Annotated in this window: 18 protein-coding genes and 1 tRNA gene; 3 read left to right on the plus strand and 16 right to left on the minus strand. The window is 63.1% G+C overall.

The window, feature by feature from the left end; all coding sequences use genetic code 11:
* Positions 1-190: 190 nt before the first annotated feature.
* Positions 191-448 (plus strand): YfhL family 4Fe-4S dicluster ferredoxin, encoded by a 258-nt coding sequence (locus tag AB870_RS02570; protein WP_047906817.1) that lies wholly within the window; start codon positions 191-193, stop codon positions 446-448.
* Positions 449-532: 84 nt separating this feature from the next.
* Here the strand turns inward: AB870_RS02570 and pth are convergent, their stop codons facing one another.
* The 7 genes from pth to AB870_RS02605 form a co-directional block, all read right to left on the minus strand.
* On the minus strand, positions 533-1,129 hold the full coding sequence (pth, locus tag AB870_RS02575) for an aminoacyl-tRNA hydrolase (protein WP_047906818.1): 597 nt from the start codon (positions 1,127-1,129) through the stop codon (positions 533-535).
* 122 nt (positions 1,130-1,251) lie between these two features.
* Positions 1,252-1,869: a 50S ribosomal protein L25/general stress protein Ctc gene (locus AB870_RS02580; RefSeq protein WP_047906819.1), complete on the minus strand. Its 618-nt coding sequence runs from the start codon at positions 1,867-1,869 to the stop codon at positions 1,252-1,254.
* A 155-nt stretch (positions 1,870-2,024) separates the two neighbouring features.
* A complete protein-coding gene (locus tag AB870_RS02585; protein ID WP_039395490.1) occupies positions 2,025-2,972 on the minus strand; it encodes a ribose-phosphate pyrophosphokinase in 948 nt (315 codons plus the stop codon).
* Between the two features lie 49 nt (positions 2,973-3,021).
* Positions 3,022-3,098: transfer RNA gene (locus AB870_RS02590), tRNA-Gln, on the minus strand.
* 54 nt (positions 3,099-3,152) lie between these two features.
* Positions 3,153-4,022, minus strand: coding sequence for a 4-(cytidine 5'-diphospho)-2-C-methyl-D-erythritol kinase (ispE, locus tag AB870_RS02595; protein WP_047906820.1), 870 nt, complete (start codon positions 4,020-4,022; stop codon positions 3,153-3,155).
* Positions 4,023-4,179: 157 nt separating this feature from the next.
* The gene (locus tag AB870_RS02600; protein ID WP_084663250.1) at positions 4,180-4,821 is read right to left on the minus strand and encodes an outer membrane lipoprotein LolB; all 642 of its coding nucleotides are present in this window, start codon (positions 4,819-4,821) and stop codon (positions 4,180-4,182) included.
* Positions 4,822-4,841: 20 nt separating this feature from the next.
* Positions 4,842-6,773, minus strand: a complete 1,932-nt coding sequence (locus tag AB870_RS02605) for a tetratricopeptide repeat protein (RefSeq protein ID WP_053059537.1) — start codon at positions 6,771-6,773, stop codon at positions 4,842-4,844.
* A gap of 79 nt (positions 6,774-6,852) precedes the next feature.
* On the opposite strand from AB870_RS02605, the gene mutM reads away from it, so the two are divergent.
* Both mutM and mutY read left to right on the plus strand, forming a co-directional pair.
* Positions 6,853-7,683 carry a bifunctional DNA-formamidopyrimidine glycosylase/DNA-(apurinic or apyrimidinic site) lyase gene (mutM, locus tag AB870_RS02610; RefSeq protein WP_047906821.1) on the plus strand — a complete coding sequence of 277 codons (831 nt, stop codon included), beginning with the start codon at positions 6,853-6,855 and terminating at the stop codon, positions 7,681-7,683.
* Between the two features lie 100 nt (positions 7,684-7,783).
* A complete protein-coding gene (gene mutY / locus AB870_RS02615; protein WP_047906822.1) occupies positions 7,784-8,944 on the plus strand; it encodes an A/G-specific adenine glycosylase in 1,161 nt (386 codons plus the stop codon).
* 134 nt (positions 8,945-9,078) lie between these two features.
* Here the strand turns inward: mutY and rapZ are convergent, their stop codons facing one another.
* The 9 genes from rapZ to lptC form a co-directional block, all read right to left on the minus strand.
* Positions 9,079-9,951 carry an RNase adapter RapZ gene (rapZ, locus tag AB870_RS02620; RefSeq protein ID WP_047906823.1) on the minus strand — a complete coding sequence of 291 codons (873 nt, stop codon included), beginning with the start codon at positions 9,949-9,951 and terminating at the stop codon, positions 9,079-9,081.
* Positions 9,952-10,121: 170 nt separating this feature from the next.
* Positions 10,122-10,451, minus strand: coding sequence for a PsiF family protein (locus tag AB870_RS02625; protein WP_047906824.1), 330 nt, complete (start codon positions 10,449-10,451; stop codon positions 10,122-10,124).
* Between the two features lie 169 nt (positions 10,452-10,620).
* Positions 10,621-11,586, minus strand: a complete 966-nt coding sequence (hprK, locus tag AB870_RS02630; RefSeq protein ID WP_044453802.1) for an HPr(Ser) kinase/phosphatase — start codon at positions 11,584-11,586, stop codon at positions 10,621-10,623.
* A gap of 79 nt (positions 11,587-11,665) precedes the next feature.
* A complete protein-coding gene (locus AB870_RS02635) occupies positions 11,666-12,175 on the minus strand; it encodes a PTS sugar transporter subunit IIA (protein ID WP_047906825.1) in 510 nt (169 codons plus the stop codon).
* A 182-nt stretch (positions 12,176-12,357) separates the two neighbouring features.
* Entirely contained in the window at positions 12,358-12,714 is a 357-nt protein-coding gene (gene hpf, locus AB870_RS02640) for a ribosome hibernation-promoting factor, HPF/YfiA family (RefSeq protein WP_044453807.1), read from the minus strand.
* Positions 12,715-12,855: 141 nt separating this feature from the next.
* Complete coding sequence (locus AB870_RS02645; RefSeq protein WP_047906826.1) at positions 12,856-14,343, minus strand: RNA polymerase factor sigma-54; 1,488 nt, start codon at positions 14,341-14,343, stop codon at positions 12,856-12,858.
* A gap of 93 nt (positions 14,344-14,436) precedes the next feature.
* Positions 14,437-15,240, minus strand: coding sequence for an LPS export ABC transporter ATP-binding protein (gene lptB, locus AB870_RS02650; protein WP_047906827.1), 804 nt, complete (start codon positions 15,238-15,240; stop codon positions 14,437-14,439).
* Positions 15,233-15,928 (minus strand): lipopolysaccharide transport periplasmic protein LptA, encoded by a 696-nt coding sequence (gene lptA, locus AB870_RS02655; protein WP_047906828.1) that lies wholly within the window; start codon positions 15,926-15,928, stop codon positions 15,233-15,235. The genes lptB and lptA overlap by 8 nt, the downstream gene beginning before the upstream one ends.
* The gene (lptC, locus tag AB870_RS02660; protein WP_047906829.1) at positions 15,925-16,602 is read right to left on the minus strand and encodes an LPS export ABC transporter periplasmic protein LptC; all 678 of its coding nucleotides are present in this window, start codon (positions 16,600-16,602) and stop codon (positions 15,925-15,927) included. Before lptC ends, lptA begins: the two co-directional genes overlap by 4 nt.
* Between the last annotated feature and the right edge of the window lie 24 nt (positions 16,603-16,626).

The following is a 16,626-nucleotide window of genomic DNA, read 5'->3' on the forward strand; positions in this document are numbered from 1 at the left end:
CTTGGCCGTTTCCCATCTGCGGACGAAGCGGTGCATGTGAACGGCGGGCATGCCCGTGGCCGTTGCGGCGGGTTTCGGTCGACATCCCCTAACTTTCGTATAATCGAGACATTGTTCCGGGAACCGTAACGGCCGCCGTTCGCGGAGGTTCACGTGAGTTTTGGAACGGCCAGAGGAAAGTGAGTCGACAGTGGCGCTGATGATTACCGACGAATGCATCAATTGCGACGTATGCGAGCCCGAGTGCCCGAACGACGCAATTTCGATGGGGGTCGAGATCTATGAGATCGATCCGAACAAGTGCACGGAGTGTGTCGGTCACTTCGACGAACCGCAGTGCGTGCAGGTGTGCCCGGTCGAGTGCATTCCCATCAATCCCGAGCACGTCGAGACGCCCGCGCAACTGCTCGAAAAATACACCCATCTCCAGGCGGCCAAATCGGCCTGACGTCCGTCGTGATGTGAGGGCATAGCGTGAGCGGCGTGCATGCCGCTCGTGGCGTTCGTGTCCTGTTCCGGGCGTTCGAACCGCTTACTTCCCCGGCGCTGCGTGCAAGCGCATCATCGCCTTTTCCATATCGCCCTTGATTACCAGATCGACGATGTCGAGCGACCGCGACATGGCGTCGTCGATCTCGGCCTGCTCTTCCCTGCGCGGTGGCTTGAGCACGAAGTCGGCGACCTGTTGCTGACTACCGGCCGGTTGCAGCGTGCGCGGGTGGCCGATGCCAAGGCGCAGACGCCAGAATTCCGGCGTGCTCAGGTGCGCGGCAATGTCCTTCAGGCCGTTGTGGCCACCGGTGCCCCCGCCGCGTTTGAGTCTGACGGTGCCGGGCAACAGATCGAGTTCATCGTGGACGACGAGAATTTCGTCCGGCAGGATCTTGTAGAAGCGCGCGAGCGCAACGACCGATTGGCCCGAACGGTTCATGAAGGTCTGTGGTTCGAGCAGCCAAACTTCCTGTCCGGCAATGCGCGCCCGCGCGGCGAAGCCGTGAAAGTTCTTTTGGCTGCTGAGCGAGGCGCCGCATTGCTGCGCCAGCGCGTCAACGAACCAGAAGCCCGCATTGTGACGCGTCGCTGTATATTCGGCGCCCGGATTGCCGAGCCCTACGATCAGCTTGATCATTTCGGTATCAGGATTTGGGTACACGCCATGGTGGCATGCGCACCGCCATAAAAAAACCCGCCGGACATGACGTCGCGGCGGGTCTTGCGTCCAGCGTCGCCGCTGAATGCTGCGAACGAGGCTTAGGCAGCCGGCGTTTCGCCTTCAGCCGAAGCAGCCGCTTCGTCAGCAGCGGCACCAGCCGGTTGCACGGCTTGTGCGACGACCGGGTTTTCTTGCTCGACGTGCAGCGTCAGGGTCACGCCGGCGGGCAGCTTGACGTCCTTGGCATGAACCGTCTTGCCGGCTTCCAGCTTCGACAGGTCGACTTCCAGGAATTCCGGCAGCTTGCCCGGCAGGCAACTGACGTCCAGTTCGTTGAGCGTGTGGCTGATCACGTTCGAAGCCAGCTTCACGGCCGGGGCGTTATCCGCGCCCAGGAAGTGCAGGGGCACCTTGACGTGGATCGGCTTGTTCGGATCGACGCGTTGGAAGTCCACGTGCAGAACCAGTTGCTTGAACGGGTGGTACTGCACATCGCGCAGCAGCACTTGTTCGGACTTGCCAGCGATTTCCAGGTCGAGGATCGACGAGTGGAAGGCTTCCTTGCGGAGGGCGTGCCACAGTGCGTTGTGATCGAGTTCGATCAGTTTCGGATCGACGTTACCACCGTACACGATGCCCGTGGTCTTACCGGCATTGCGCAGGCGGCGGCTCGCACCCGTACCTTGCAGATTGCGCTCAAAAGCGACGACTTTCATAACAACTCCTTGGACTGCCCGCGACCAGGCAGCGATTTCTTCCCGAAAATCCCGCGAAAAAATGCAGGTCTCAGGAACGACAAAGGCGGGGACAGGCCCCCGCCGACATAACAACGGCGCCACACAGGCGCCGTCGCAAAAACTATACCGAACGCTTATTCCGCGAACAGCGACATCACCGAGTCGCCACGACGGATACGCGAGAACGTCTCGGCCAGCAGGTTCGCGCAGCTCAGTTGACGAATCTTGCCGCCCTTCGAATCGTCGCGCAGCGGAATCGTGTCGGTCACGACCACTTCGTCGAGTTCCGACGCGTTGATGCGGGCTGCGGCACCCCCCGAGAGCACCGGGTGCGTACAGTAGGCATACACCTTCTTCGCGCCACGTTCCTTCAGCACCTGTGCAGCCTTGCACAGCGTGCCGGCGGTGTCGACCATGTCGTCCATGATGACGCAGGTACGGCCTTCGACTTCACCGATGATGTTCATCACTTCCGCGACGTTGGCCTTCGGACGACGCTTGTCGATGATGGCCAGATCGCAGTGCAGCTGCTTGGCGAGGGCACGGGCACGAACCACACCCCCGACGTCCGGCGACACCACCAGCAGGTTTTCGTGATTCTGCGCGCGCACGTCTTGCAGCAGCAGCGGCGAAGCGTAGATGTTGTCGACCGGGATATCGAAGAAGCCCTGAATCTGGTCGGCGTGCAGGTCCATCGTGATGATGCGTTCGACGCCCGCGATTTGCAGCATGTTGGCCACGACCTTCGCCGAGATCGCCACGCGCGCCGAGCGGGGGCGGCGATCCTGACGGGCATAGCCGAAATACGGGATGGCGGCGGTGATCCGGCCGGCAGACGCGCGCTTGAGCGCATCGACCATGATCATCAGTTCCATCAGATTGTCGTTCGTCGGGGCACACGTCGACTGGAGGACGAAAACATCCTTGCCGCGCACGTTTTCCTGGATTTCGACCTGAATCTCACCATCCGAGAACCGGCTGGCCATGGCTTTGCCAAGCGGGATACCGAGAGTGTCGACGACCGCTTGGGCCAGGGCGGGATTGGCGTTCCCGGTGAATACCATCAGGTTATCACTACTCATCTGGCTACCTGCGGGACGTGTGGATGCTGAGACTTTACGACAGAGAAATTGGCAGGGGAGGAAGGACTCGAACCCTCGTATGCCGGAATCAAAATCCGGTGCCTTAACCAACTTGGCGACTCCCCTACACTAACCGATGCCTTCGCTGCGTCGTAGGAAACGCAACAAAGTAAAACTTTTCTACGCGAAGGCGAACATTGGATGTTCGGCCAGGCTAGTGGTCACTTGACCGATCCAGCGCTCTGGCAATCGCTTGCATGCCGCTTCCGCTTCAGCCTTCGCGTCGAATACCGCAAAGACGCTGGCGCCGGATCCCGTCATACGCGCAGTGGTGAAGGTTCTGAACCAGTCAATCACAGCAGCGACTTCCGCGTATTCTCGAGTGACAACCGCCTGCATGTCGTTACGGAAGATTCCATCCGTTTCGAACACGTTTTTGCTGGCGTGCTCAAGAAAGAACGCCATTGTGACGATCTTCGAATCCCTTGTCAACAGGGGATCGCTAAATATTTTATTGGTGGCGACGTGCGTGCGCGGATTCACGACAAGAAAGTGTCGCTGGGGCAAATCGATGGCCTGCAAGTCTTCCCCGAGGCCCTGCGCGAACGCATTGCGGCCGAAGACAAAAAACGGCACGTCCGCGCCCAGTTGCAGCGCTAGCGTCTGAAGCGTTTCGCGCGGCAGATCGAGCTGCCACATACGGTTGAGCGCCAGCAGGGTAGTGGCCGCGTCGGAACTGCCGCCGCCGATGCCGCCGCCGGCCGGCAATCGCTTCTCGATGCCGATATCCACACCGAAGCGCACGCCGCAGTGGGCTTGCAGCAGTTGCGCGGCGCGCACGGTCAGGTCCGTCTCCGGCGGCACGCCCGGCAGCGGGTTCGTGTGCACGATCCGGCCGTCGTCGCGACGTTCGAAATGCAGTGTGTCGGCCCAGTCGATCAACTGGAAGACGGTTTGCAGTTCGTGATAGCCGTTGGGCCGACGTCCCACGATATGCAGGAACAGGTTCAGCTTGGCCGGGGCCGGGCAGTCACGCAGGATTTCGTACATGGCGAGGTAAAAGCGGAGGGAAGGAGTTCGGAGACGCGAGCCGCGGGGGCAGACGTTTGCCCGAGGCGGCATTTTACTCGCAGTGGGCGCCGTGCACGATCGGCGAGTCGAGGCTCGCCCGGTGTCGCGATCAAGCGGTGTCCCAGTGTCCCGTCGATTACTCGTCGATCACGAGTCGCACGGCGAGCGGCGACCCGTCGAGATCGCGCGAGAGATCGACGCGCTTGACCCGCAGCGGTGTCCCGTCGAAATACGCCTGATAGTCGATAGTCCAGCCGTCCTGTTTGAGACGGATGGGACGTTGCGTTTGCGGATCGCGCTCGATGCTCGCCTGCGACCCCGGTGCGCCCTGCATATGCAGCCAGTAACGCAGGCCGTCCACCGGCAATGCAAAGCCGAGCGCGTCGCGCATGACGTCTTCGAGGCGAGGGCCGCTTAGCGGTGCCTTGCCGGGCAACTCGAGCGAGGCGCGTCTCGGGCTTTCGCGCACAATGGCCTGGGTCTGACCCAGCGGGTCGAGCAACTGAACGGTCGCGTTCTCCCCGTTCTGCTGCCAGTCGAAATTGCCGTACGTGTTGCGTGCTTCGCCGTTCTGTTCGTAGCGCACGGAAAAGCGTCCGCGATAATGTTCGACGCTCACACCCGCGATCGGCTCGACGGGCGCGGGCGGCGTCAGACTTGCACAGCCCGTCACCAGCACGGCGGCCGAACAGGCAATCGCAAGAACGGTTGTACGCGCGGCCATTTGCCAGGTGATGCGACGCGGCGCTCGCGCCAAAAAACCTTGGGACTTCACCATCGAGCGTTTCGTCATGCGCATTACGGAGCGACGTTGTAACGCTTCATGGTCGAGCGCAGCGTGTCGTCGTCGCCATCGAGCTTGAGGGCTTCACGCCAGGTCTTGCGCGCTTCGTCCTGCTGGCCCGACTCCCAGAGCACCTCACCGAGGTGCGCACCGATTTCGGCCTGTGCCTGAATGCCGTAGGCGCGGCGCAGCAGTTCGAGCGCTTGCGGCTTGTCGCCCAGACGGTACTTCACCCACGCGAGACTATCCATGATGTACGGATCGTCGGGCGAGAGCGCCCACGCCTTTTGCAGCAGCTTGAGCGCTTCGGGCAGACGCGTATTGCGCTCCGTGAGCGAGTAGCCCAGTGCGTTGTACGCCTGCGCGTTTTCCGGCTGCGACGTCATGATTCGACGCATCGCCTTTTCCATCGTGTCGTAGTGCTTGTTCAGCTCGGCCACCATGCCGTACTGGTAGAGCAGATCCATGTCGTCCGGATGGTTCTTGACCTCGACGGCGAGCAGCTTCTCGGCGTCGTCATAGCGCTTGGATTTGACGAGCAGATCCGACTCGGCGCGCTTGAGGGCGAGTTGCTCGCGCGGCTCGCTCGACTTGATGCCATGCAGCAGCGCACGCCCTTCTTCGAGCTTGCCCTGATCGGCAAGCAACTGTGCCCGACCGATTTGTGCCGGGAGATAGGCGTTGCTGTCCTCGCGAATCTTCGAGAGCCACTTGTCGGCGGCCGGGTAGTCCTTGCGGTCCTGCGCGATCTGCGCGAGGTAGACGTAGGCCTGCGCGCCGTCGGTGTTCTGCTGTTCGGCTTCCGTCGCGTACTTCTGCAAATACTGCTCGGCCTGCTTCGGATGATTGGCATGCAGGTTCAGCAGCGCCAGCGCCATGAGCGTCGACAGTTCGTGCGGGTAGCGCTTTTCCAGCGTTTCGAACTGCTTTTGCGCGGCGTCGAGCTGATTGTCGGCAAGCAGCAGCTTGGCGTAGGCGAAGCGCGCTTCCTTGGCGTCCGGATTGCGGTCCAGGAATGTTTTCAACGCGGCGATCGCGCTGGTGCGCTCGGATGGTCCCATCTGTCCGTACAGCAAGGCCGCGGCTTCGTAATCCGGTTTGAGCCTGAGCGCGGTTTCGAGCGATGCACGCGCGCCGGCGGTGTCACCGGCGTCGAGCTGCGAACGCGCGATGGCCAGCTGCGCTTCGGGACGCTGCATGTCGTTTGCCAGCATGCGCTTGAGCGAATCGACGCCCGTCGCGCGTTCCGGGCCGCGGGCGATCATCTGCTGCAATTCGAGAACGGCCTGGCCGCGCCGCGCCTCCGGTACCTTGTTGAGTTCGTCGACCAGCAGCGGTTCGGCTTCGGCCAGATGGCCGGTGCCGACCTCAAGGCTCGCGAGCAGTTGCGTGGCCGGACGCCAGGACGGATCGAGCTGATGCCACAGCTTGGCGGCCACGAGTGCGTCGCCGAGCTGGCGAGCGCCCAGTGCGATCTCGACCGAGCGACGCGCCATGCGCGGATCCTTCGTTCGGTTGGCCAGGGCAATGTACGTATTGAAGGCGGGGGCGAGGTTGCCCCGTTGCAGGCTCAACTCGGCGGCAAGCACTTCGAAGACGATCTCGCTCGTGAGCGCGACGTTCGGAAGCTTTTCACGGGGAATGTTCGCGTTCGGCGCAACGTCTTCGCTATCGATGTCCGCCCCGGGGGCGCTCGCCTTGGCGGGAGCGGCCGGCGCCGCCGAGGGCACGCTCGCCGGACCGGCCGGTGCCTTTTGCACCGTCTGGGCAAAGACGTTGGAAGATGGCAGAAATGCCATGATGGCGCTGGCGCAGGTGACACCGAGCGCCGTGGCGCCGGCCCACGCCCCGCGAGCCAGTGCGCCGCGCAGGCGCAAAACCGCAGGTGCCACGGTTACCGCGGTCAGGTCGGCGGCGGGAATGGACTGGAATCGGGTGTTCGGCATAGGGATCCACGGCAGGTTTCGAGCGATTGTAGCGCGCCCGATACAATAGAGTCTAAATCCTCAGCAAACGTTCGCAGGCATGCCTGAACTCCCGGAAGTCGAAGTCACCCGCCGCGGTATTGCGCCGCACGTGGCGGGCACGCGTATTGCCCGTATCGACGTGCGTAACGGCGCGTTGCGCTGGCCGGTGCCCGACGGGCTCGATACCCTGCTGCGCGGCGAAACGCTCATCGGTGTGACCCGTCGCGGCAAGTATCTGCTGCTCGAATACGCGCCCGGGTGGCTGCTGGTGCACCTGGGCATGACCGGGACGCTGCGCGTCATGCCGGAACCGGAGTCGCTGCCCGCCGCGGGCGTTCACGACCATATCGATCTGGTGTTCGAACGCTGCGCGTTGCGCTACCGCGACCCGCGGCGCTTCGGCGCAGTGCTGTTCCACCCTCGCTCGGCGGGCGACGTGCTTGCGCATCCGCTGCTCGCCAGCCTCGGAGTCGAACCGCTGACGGACGACTTCGACGCCGCGTGGCTTTACGCCGGCACGCGCGGGCGCACCGTCTCCATCAAGCAGGCATTGCTCGCAGGCAACATCGTCGTGGGGGTGGGCAACATCTACGCGTCGGAAAGCCTTTTTCGCGCCGGCATTCATCCACGCATGGCGGCGGGAAAACTGTCGCGGCCGCGCGCCGGGAAGTTGGCGCAGGCCGTCAAGGTTGTGCTTGCCGCGGCCATCGAAAAGGGCGGAAGCACGTTGCGCGACTTCGTTGGCAGCGATGGCCGGAGCGGCTATTTCCAGCAGGAGTATTTCGTCTACGATCGCGCCGGTCAGCCGTGCCGGGTGTGCGGCACGACGATCCGGCAGATCGTGCAGGGACAACGGTCCACTTTTTTCTGTCCGCATTGCCAGAAATGACCGTCAGACATTACGCAGACGTCCACGGCAGGTTGCGTTCCCGGCCGATGGCCTCATCTGCAACCGGCAGGACGCTGCAAACGAAGCCCCCCAAAACGCTATGAAAGCATCTTCCAACGACACGACGAGCGGCGCGCTCGCGCACACGTTCGCCGAGCGGCTGATCGCCTGGCAGGCCGAGCACGGGCGTCACGACCTGCCGTGGCAGAACACGCGCGACGCTTATCGCATCTGGCTGTCCGAGATCATGTTGCAGCAAACGCAGGTCGCCACGGTGATTCCCTACTACGGGCGATTCCTGGAGCGCTTTCCCGACGTCGCGGCGCTCGCACGCGCGCCGCAGGACGATGTCATGGCGCTCTGGAGCGGCCTCGGCTACTACTCGCGTGCCCGCAATTTACACCGGTGCGCACAGGTCGTCGTCGCCGAGCATGGCGGGCGCTTTCCCGCCGACCCCGAAACCCTCGCGACGCTGCCCGGCATCGGCCGGTCGACCGCCGCGGCCATTGCCGCCTTCGCCTACGACGCGCACGCCGCCATTCTCGACGGCAACGTCAAGCGAGTGCTGGCGCGTGTGTTCGGCATCGAAGGATTCCCGGGCGCGCCGAAGGTCGAGCGCGAGATGTGGGCGTTGGCGGAGTCGCTGCTGCCGCAGCGCGATTTGCCCGCTTACACGCAGGGGATGATGGATCTGGGCGCGACGCTATGCGGGCGCGGCAAGCCGCGTTGCGGCGAATGCCCATTCGACGGCGATTGCGTCGCCCATGCGACGGGACGCGAGCGAACGTTGCCCACGTCCAAACCGAAGAAAACCCAGCCCGAGCGATATGTCGACGTTCTGGTGATTCGCGCCGGGGAACGCGTGCTGTTCGAGCGCCGGCCTGACAGCGGCATCTGGGGCGGCCTGTGGAGCCTGCCCGAACTCACGCCGCCAACCGATGCGCGCGACCCGGACGATGCGTTGCTGCGGGCGCGCCTGACGGAGCATGCCGCGGCGCTGGGCGCGAAGCTCGGTGCGGTGCAGTCGGTACTGCCGCTGCATGGCCTCACGCACGTCTTCACGCACTTCAAACTGCACTTGCGCCCGTGGCTGGTGACGCTGTCGCTCACCGGGGCGCCGACGTCCGCGAACGACGACAACCACGCGTGGCTGGATGGGGCGGGTGTGGCGGCGGCGGGCTTACCGTCGCCGATCCGGAAGATCGCCGACGCCCTGTCGCTTCATCCCTCGGGCACGGCTCAACTGTCGTTGCCGACCTGACGGGGACGAACGCATACCGTCGATCCGATGGGGCGACCCGATGGGAGGAGTCCGACGGAGCCGAACCGGCGCAGCCAACCTGACGCAAGCCCAACGGCAGTCGCGATGCGCACGGGCCTGCTCGCCCGTCAGGGTCACGGTGTCTCGGCAGGCGCCAGTTCGCGATGGCGCACGAGCACGGCGGCCTCGTTGCGAAAGCGCGCGCCCAGCGTCTCGGAGATGAACACCGAGCGGTGCTGCCCGCCGGTGCAGCCGATGGCGACCGTCAGATAACTGCGGTTATCGCGCATGTAGCTCGGCAGCCACTTCTGCAAGTAGGCGCCGATGTCGTTGATCATCTCGTCGACCTCGGGAATTGCCGACAGAAAATCGATCACCGGCTGATCGCGCCCGGTAAGCGGGCGCAACTGCACGTCGTAATACGGATTGGGCAGGGAGCGGACGTCGAACACCAGATCGGCGTCCAGCGGCACGCCGTGTTTGAAGCCGAACGACTCGAACATCAGCGTGAGTCCCGTCTGGTCGTGCTGAACGAACTCGCGAATCCAGCGTCGCAGCGCACTCGCGCGCAAGTTGCTGGTGTCGATCTGGTGACCGAGTTCGGTCACGCTACTGAGCATCTCGCGCTCTTTTTCGATGGCTTCCACGAGCGAGCCGGTCGCCGAGAGGATATCGTCGCCGGTCACGGAGAGCGGATGGCGGCGGCGTGTCTCGGAAAAACGTTGCACCAGTGTCTGCGTGGTGGCGTTCAGGAAAAGCACGCGAACGTCATGGCCAAAACGGCGCAGGCCGCCAATGATCGGCGGCAATTCGGCGAGCGAGCCGCCGCTGCGCGCGTCGATGGCGACCGCGAGGCGTGTGTAATTTTGCGTGCCGAGGTAGACGGCGAGTTCAGGCAGAAAGCGCGACGGCAGATTGTCGACGCAGTAGTATCCCGCATCCTCGAGGACGTTCAGAGCGAGCGATTTGCCCGATCCGGAGACGCCGGTAATCAGTACGATCTTCATGACATTTCCCGAATACAACCATCATGGTAAGCGATTGTGTCGTACGGGTGTCGAACGGCAAGAAACGGGAATGTTCAGCGCGTATTCGCCGCATTTGCGCGAAATCACGGGCTTCAAACGAAAACGGCGCCCAAAAAGGGCGCCGTCGTGTGAATGCCGCGAGAGTGGCCTCAGGCAGCGGGCTGGTTCGACAGACACTGCTTCATGAATGCCTTGCGGTCGTCTCCCTTCTTGCCGGAGGCTTGCGTGTTGCAGGTCTTCATCTTTTCCTGCTGCGTCTGCTTGGCCGCGGGGGCGCCGCCTGCCGACAGGCATTGCTTCATGAACGCCTTGCGGTCGTCGCCCTTCTTGCCGGCCGCTTGCGCGTTGCAAGCCTTCATCTTGTCCTGTTGCGAGTTGGTTGCCTTGGGCGCGGATGCCGGTGCGGCGGCCGTCTGGGCAAACACGGGCGATGCGAGCAGCGGGGATACCAGGAGCAATGCAGCAAGTGCTTTTTTCATGATCGTCTCTCCATAAGGTCGTCACGCACGGGCACGGGGTGGACCGCGTAGCGATTACAACATGATAGAAAACGCGCCGCAATCGGGCGGCGTTGACAGAAAAACGCAAAACTTGCGGTATACCCGGAGGGTTCGGGCGCTACGGACCGTCGCACGGCCCGGTGGTGTTTCAGAGCAGCTTGCCCTGCATGCCGTCCGGATCCTGCATGGCCTGACGCTGGCGTTCCATGAAGTCCTTGAGCGTATCGATGCCGCGCAACTGCAAGATCGTGTTGCGCACGGCGGCCTCCACCAGCACGGCCAAATTTCGCCCGGCTGCCACTTGCAGAATCACCTTGTTGATGGGCAGCCCCAGCACGTCCACCGTCTGCGCTTCGAGCGGCAAACGCTGGAATTCGCCGTCGGGACGGCGCACCAGTTGCACGATGAGCTTGAGCTTCATCTTCCGGCGGACCGCGGTTTCACCGAAGATGGTCTTGATGTCGAGCAGGCCCAGGCCGCGCACTTCCAGCAGGTTTTGCAGCAACGGCGGGCAGCGGCCTTCGACGAAATCGGGACCCAGACGCACGAAATCGACCGCATCGTCGGCGACCAGTCCGTGTCCACGGCTGATGAGTTCGAGGCCGAGTTCGCTCTTGCCCAGCCCGGAATCGCCGGTCAGCAATACGCCCATGCCCAGAATGTCGATGAAAACGCCGTGCATCGTGCAGCGCGGCGCGAACACGCGCGAGATATACAGGCGCAGGCTGTCGATGACGGATGCCGTCGACATCGGTGTGGTGAACAGCGGGGTCGAGGAGCGGGTACAGCGCAACACCAGGTCGGGCGGCGCTTCGAGGCCGTCGGCGACCACGAGGAAGGGCGGTTCCAGCGCGATGACTTCGCCCATGTGGCGCTTGCGGTTTTCGTCCGTGAGACGCTGGTAGTAACGCAGTTCCGCTTCGCCGAGGACCTGAATCCGGTTCGGGTGGATGAGGTTCAGGTGGCCCACGAGGTCGGCACTGGACGTGGCGGTCGCCACGCTCTCGGGCGTAAAGCCGCGTTCCCACCCCTCGTGGCCAGTGAGCCACGACAGACGCAGCGTTGCGGCGTTGTCGTCGAAAATGCTTTGCGCGTTGATGCCGGTCAGTTCCACCGCGTCGCCTCGTTCGGTTGGATGTGAGAGCTACAGGTTCGTCTATGTTCGCGGTGACTCGTGCCGGATGGCGGCCGCATCAGGGCTGCCAGTTCTCGAGTGCGATGGAAATATCCCTGGCGCTGGGCGCGTTGACCAGCGTCTCGCGCATGGTGCGATCCGAGAGCAGCTGCGCAATTTCGGAAAGGATCTCGAGATGTTGCTGTGTGGCCTGTTCGGGCACCAGCAGGAAAAACAGCAGGGAAACCGGCTGGCCGTCGGGCGCTTCGAAGGGAATCGCCTCTGCGAGACGAATGAATGCCGCCATCGGGTGCTTCAGGCCCTTGATGCGGCCGTGCGGAATCGCCACCCCTTCGCCGAGCCCGGTCGAACCCAGACGCTCGCGTGCGAACAGGTTGTCGGTGACCGTAGCGCGGGCAAGCGCGGCTTTGTTCTCGAAGAGAAGGCCGGCTTGCTCGAAGACGCGCTTCTTGCTGGTGACGGACAGTCCAAGCAGGATGTTGGACTCAGGTAAGAGTTTGAATAAACGGTTCATCTTGTAATGCGGGCGAACGCCTGGTCGCCCTCCAACCCCCGATTGACCTCGCATTATAGACCACCCGCCGCCGTGCTCGCGGCGAGCCACGGAACCGGGCCGAGCCATACAAAAGGGGCCGTTCAACGGCCCCGCGGTGGGTGATGCCAGACTTACGAAAGACGGATCTGCACTCGGGTGGTTCCTTACGGCTTTTCGTCAGTGTCTGTCATTGCGACTACCACGCCGGAACAGCGTTATTGCAGCGGTTCCGCCTCGGGAGGAGGCTGGTGGTGCTTGATGGCCTCGCGACCGTGATCCTGAACCTTGTCCTTGTACTGCATTACCTTGCGGTCGAGCATGTCGATCAGCTTGTCGATGGCGGCATACATATTCTCGTCACACTTCTCGACGAAAATCTCCTTGCCCTTGAGATTGACCGTGACGCTCGCGTTCTGGCGTCCCGCTTTCTCCTTGGACTTGTCGACAGAAAGAATCACCTCGACGCTGATGACCTGATCGAAATGGCGCAACACGCGTTCGAGCTTGTTGACGACATATTCTTTCAGTGATGCGGTGACTTCGAGATGATGTCCACTGATCTGAAGATTCATAGCTGCTCTCCTTGCTGAAATGCCGAAGTGCAGGCAGTGTCGACGCTGACGCTGGCCGGCATGAGCGCGAGCCATTGACGTGACGCAATGTCGCACTGCGGCGTAATGCCCCAGCGGCCAACATGGCGCACCAGGACTGTCCTACAAAGATTTGCGCAAGTTCACTGCGGGAATTCGCATGGCCTCGCGGTATTTCGCGACCGTTCGCCGCGCCACCACAAAACCTTGCTCTGCCAGCAGTTCCGCGATTCGGCTATCGGAAAGGGGGCTCTGCGGGTCTTCTGCTCCTATGAGTTGCTTGATGAGTGCGCGGATAGCGGTCGATGACGCAGCGCCTCCGGCTTCCGTTGCCACGTGCGATCCGAAGAAGTACTTAAGCTCGAAGGTCCCAAATGGAGTGAGCATGTACTTACTCGTCGTCACCCGTGAAATCGTGGATTCATGTAAACCCAGCGTATCAGCAATCTCGCGTAAAACCAAGGGCCGCATGCCGATTTCGCCATGCGTGAAGAAGTTCTTTTGACGCTCGACAATGGCCTGCGCCACGCGCAGGATCGTATCGAAGCGTTGCTGGATGTTCTTGATAAGCCAGCGCGCTTCCTGCAACTGCTGTTGGAGGTTGCCCGTACCGGGATCGTTCCGGTTGTTTCGCAGGATCCGCGCGTACATTTCGTTGATGCGCAGACGCGGCATGACCTCCGGATTGAGCTCGGCCGTCCAGCCGCTGCCTTGTTTGCGCACGAGTACGTCGGGCACAACGTAGTCGGCCTGCGGCGCACCGTAAGCGGCCCCCGGGAACGGATCGAGCGAACGAATGAGCTGATGGGCGGCGCGCAGGCTGTCTTCGCTCACGCCCAGCAGGCGGCGCAGCCGGGTGTAGTCGCGCGCGGCGAGCAATTCCAGGTGATCGGTGACGATGCGAAGCGATAGGGTGCGCACGTTGCTTGCCGGCAGCCGCTGGAGTTGCAGACGCAGGCATTCGGCGGGGCTGCGCGCACCCACGCCCGCCGGGTCGAAACTTTGCAGCAGTGCCAGCGCGGCGTTGATCTCTTCGGTCTCGAGCGCCAGTTCCTCGGGCATTTCCGCCTGAATCTCGTCGAGCAGCGAGCCGAGATAGCCGTCTTCGTCGAGCGATTCGATCAGGAATTCGACCAGTGCGCGATCGCGCGGCCCCGCCTTGGTCAGGCGCAGCTGGGCCAGCAGGTGTTCACGCAGGTTGGGGTGATCGACGTGGAGTTGCGGGCGCGCATTGTCGTCGTCGTCCGACGCACTTCCCGAGCGGGCAAAGTCGTTCAGGCTCCAGTCGCTGCCGTTGTCCTGCGCGCTGTCGTCGAAGCGGGCTTCGCCGTCGAGTTCGCGGGTTTCGTCGCGGCCGTTGGCCGGCTCGGCGCTGTCGTTCGAGCTGCTCGACGGCGTGGTCCGCTCGCTGCGCAGCGACCCGTCGGTGCCGACACGTACCGAACCCGCGAGCCAATCGTCCTCGCGTTCGAGCATCGGGTTCTGCGTGAGGGCGTGCTCGACTTCCTGTTGAAGTTCGAGCGTCGACAGTTGCAACAACCGGATCGATTGCTGCAACTGCGGCGTGAGGGTCAGGTGCTGCGAGGTGCGGAGTTGAAGAGTCGGTTTCATAGCGGTCTCGCCTTCATTGTAGAGGCTTTGTCACGCCAACGGAACCGGCCTGGCCTCCTATCGGAGGCAGGGTTTACATGCGAAAAATTTGCTTTACATCCGGAAATTTTCGCCCAGATACACGCGGCGGACGCTTTCGTCGGCAACGATCTGGTCGGGCGTGCCGGCAGCGAGTACCGAGCCTTCGCTGATGATGTACGCATGGTCGCAGATGCCAAGCGTCTCGCGCACGTTGTGGTCGGTAATCAGGACACCGATGCCACGGTCCTTCAGGAAGCGCACGATCCGCTGGATTTCCAGCACGGCGATCGGGTCCACGCCCGCGAACGGTTCGTCGAGCAAAATAAAACGCGGCTGCGTGGCCAGCGCACGGGCGATCTCCACGCGACGACGCTCGCCGCCCGATAGCGACATGGCCGGATTCTCGCGCAGATGGCTGACCTGAAGCTCGTCGAGCAGCGATTCGATGCGGCGCTCGATCTCGTCGCGCTTGAGCGGCTTGCCTTGCGCATCCACCTGCAATTCGAGTACGGCGCGGATGTTGTCCTCGACCGTGAGCTTGCGGAACACCGACGCTTCCTGCGGCAGATACGACACGCCCATGCGAGCGCGCTCGTGAATCGGCAGCTCGCTGATGAGGTTGCCGTCGAGCTGGATCTCGCCGTCGTCGGCGGGCACGAGCCCCACGATCATGTAGAACGACGTCGTCTTGCCCGCGCCGTTCGGCCCGAGCAGTCCCACGACCTCGCCGCTTTTCACGTCGAGCGAGACATCCTTGACGACGGTGCGTGCGCCGTACTGCTTCTTGAGCGAGCGCACCACGAGCGCGCTCGGCTTGCCCGACGGGCCGGCGCCCGGATGGGCGGTCGAGGGGTTGCTGTTGGCAGAATTACTCACGCGGATTCCCGATGTTCTTGGAAGGCGACAGCGGCGGCAGATCCCCCTTGGGCGCCGCGGCCGGCTTGCTTGCGCCGGGCGGCGTGCCTTGCGTGCCGGTCGCGTTGCGCGGGGCCAGCGTGGCACGCACGCGGCCGTTCGGATTGTTGGGGTTGACCTGGTCCGGGCCGCTGTTGGCCGTGTAGACCTCATTGTAAGTGTCGTACGTGATGACGCTGCCATGAATCTCGTCGAGCACCTTCGTCCCGCCGGCCAGACGCTTGAGCGTGGCCTGCGTGGTGAGCGTGGCGACTTCGGTCTTGCCGTTGTAATAGATCGTCTGGCCCCAGCCGTCGATGTACTCGTCGAGACCGTCGCGCTTCTGGCGCATATAGGCGAGCGGGCCGCCCGGCTTGTAATACGCCGTGGCGTACTGGTAGCCCTCCGGATCCTGGGTCACTTCGACGCGATCGGCCTTGAGGAGAATCGTCCCCTTGGTCATCGTCACGTTGCCGGTGAAGATGTTGACCTGCTTGAGGTCGTCGTAGCTCATGTGATCCGACTCGATATTGAGCGGCTTGTCACGGTCGGCGCGTTCGGCGTGGGCGAGCGGCGAGGCCAGCGCGCCGAGCATGGCAAAGGCGGCCGCCAGCGCGCGCAGGGCACGCAGCGATAGGGATGCGGGTCGCAGGTGAAGGCGATCGGTCATGGGGTCTTGGAGCCCTGTTTGGTCGGAGGTGGCGCGCTCGGCGCGGTGGGCGCACCGGACTGGCCGGGCGGCGGCGGACGGTTTCCGCCCAGCTCCGCCGGCTGGATCGTGCCGTGGACATTGCCGAGCAATTGTACGGCGCGCGAGATGTTATTGAAAATCATGCCGTCGCCGTACATCACGGAGGCGCCGCGAAAGAGCTGCACCGGCTTTTCCGTGCGGACGATGTCTTCGTTCACGAGCACCTGGAAATGCTCCGAGAGCGCGCGCATTTCCGGATCGCGAGGCCCGGGCTGACGCACCACGACAGCATCGTCGTACAGATCGACGACCGACATGTCGGCGTTAAGCGTGCCGCGCTTGCTCGTCGCGGTCACTTCCGGCTGATCCGGCGTGAACGCGCGCACGGCGGGCATCGTCATGGCCGTTGTCTGATCGTCCTCGAAATGCGTCATGTGAACGGAGTTGACGCGGTACTGCGTCGTGCCGTTCGGCGACAACATGGAAATCACCATGTCGTCCGCATAGTAGTCGGGGATGTGTTGCTTCACGTACGGCGCGCGATCGGCGTCCGAGGGCAGCGTGCGTTGCACGAGCCAGTACGTGCCTGCCGCCAGACCCGCGAGCACGACGATGGCGATCAGCGAAGCCGGAGACACGCGTTGAATGGCCATAAGTGGATCGGCTCCCTCGGTGCG

It is taken from the genome of Pandoraea faecigallinarum, from assembly GCF_001029105.3.
Classification (GTDB): Bacteria; Pseudomonadota; Gammaproteobacteria; order Burkholderiales; family Burkholderiaceae; genus Pandoraea; species Pandoraea faecigallinarum.

Coding starts and splice junctions, on each gene's coding strand:
- pth (WP_047906818.1), bottom strand. CDS start 1,129: ATGATCAAGCTGATCGTAGGGCTCGGCAATCCGGGCGCCGAATATACA.
- AB870_RS02580 (WP_047906819.1), bottom strand. CDS start 1,869: ATGAAAGTCGTCGCTTTTGAGCGCAATCTGCAAGGTACGGGTGCGAGC.
- AB870_RS02585 (WP_039395490.1), bottom strand. CDS start 2,972: ATGAGTAGTGATAACCTGATGGTATTCACCGGGAACGCCAATCCCGCC.
- ispE (WP_047906820.1), bottom strand. CDS start 4,022: ATGTACGAAATCCTGCGTGACTGCCCGGCCCCGGCCAAGCTGAACCTG.
- AB870_RS02600 (WP_084663250.1), bottom strand. CDS start 4,821: ATGGTGAAGTCCCAAGGTTTTTTGGCGCGAGCGCCGCGTCGCATCACC.
- AB870_RS02605 (WP_053059537.1), bottom strand. CDS start 6,773: ATGCCGAACACCCGATTCCAGTCCATTCCCGCCGCCGACCTGACCGCG.
- mutM (WP_047906821.1), top strand. CDS start 6,853: ATGCCTGAACTCCCGGAAGTCGAAGTCACCCGCCGCGGTATTGCGCCG.
- mutY (WP_047906822.1), top strand. CDS start 7,784: ATGAAAGCATCTTCCAACGACACGACGAGCGGCGCGCTCGCGCACACG.
- rapZ (WP_047906823.1), bottom strand. CDS start 9,951: ATGAAGATCGTACTGATTACCGGCGTCTCCGGATCGGGCAAATCGCTC.
- AB870_RS02625 (WP_047906824.1), bottom strand. CDS start 10,451: ATGAAAAAAGCACTTGCTGCATTGCTCCTGGTATCCCCGCTGCTCGCA.
- AB870_RS02635 (WP_047906825.1), bottom strand. CDS start 12,175: ATGCGAGGTCAATCGGGGGTTGGAGGGCGACCAGGCGTTCGCCCGCAT.
- hpf (WP_044453807.1), bottom strand. CDS start 12,714: ATGAATCTTCAGATCAGTGGACATCATCTCGAAGTCACCGCATCACTG.
- AB870_RS02645 (WP_047906826.1), bottom strand. CDS start 14,343: ATGAAACCGACTCTTCAACTCCGCACCTCGCAGCACCTGACCCTCACG.
- lptA (WP_047906828.1), bottom strand. CDS start 15,928: ATGACCGATCGCCTTCACCTGCGACCCGCATCCCTATCGCTGCGTGCC.
- lptC (WP_047906829.1), bottom strand. CDS start 16,602: ATGGCCATTCAACGCGTGTCTCCGGCTTCGCTGATCGCCATCGTCGTG.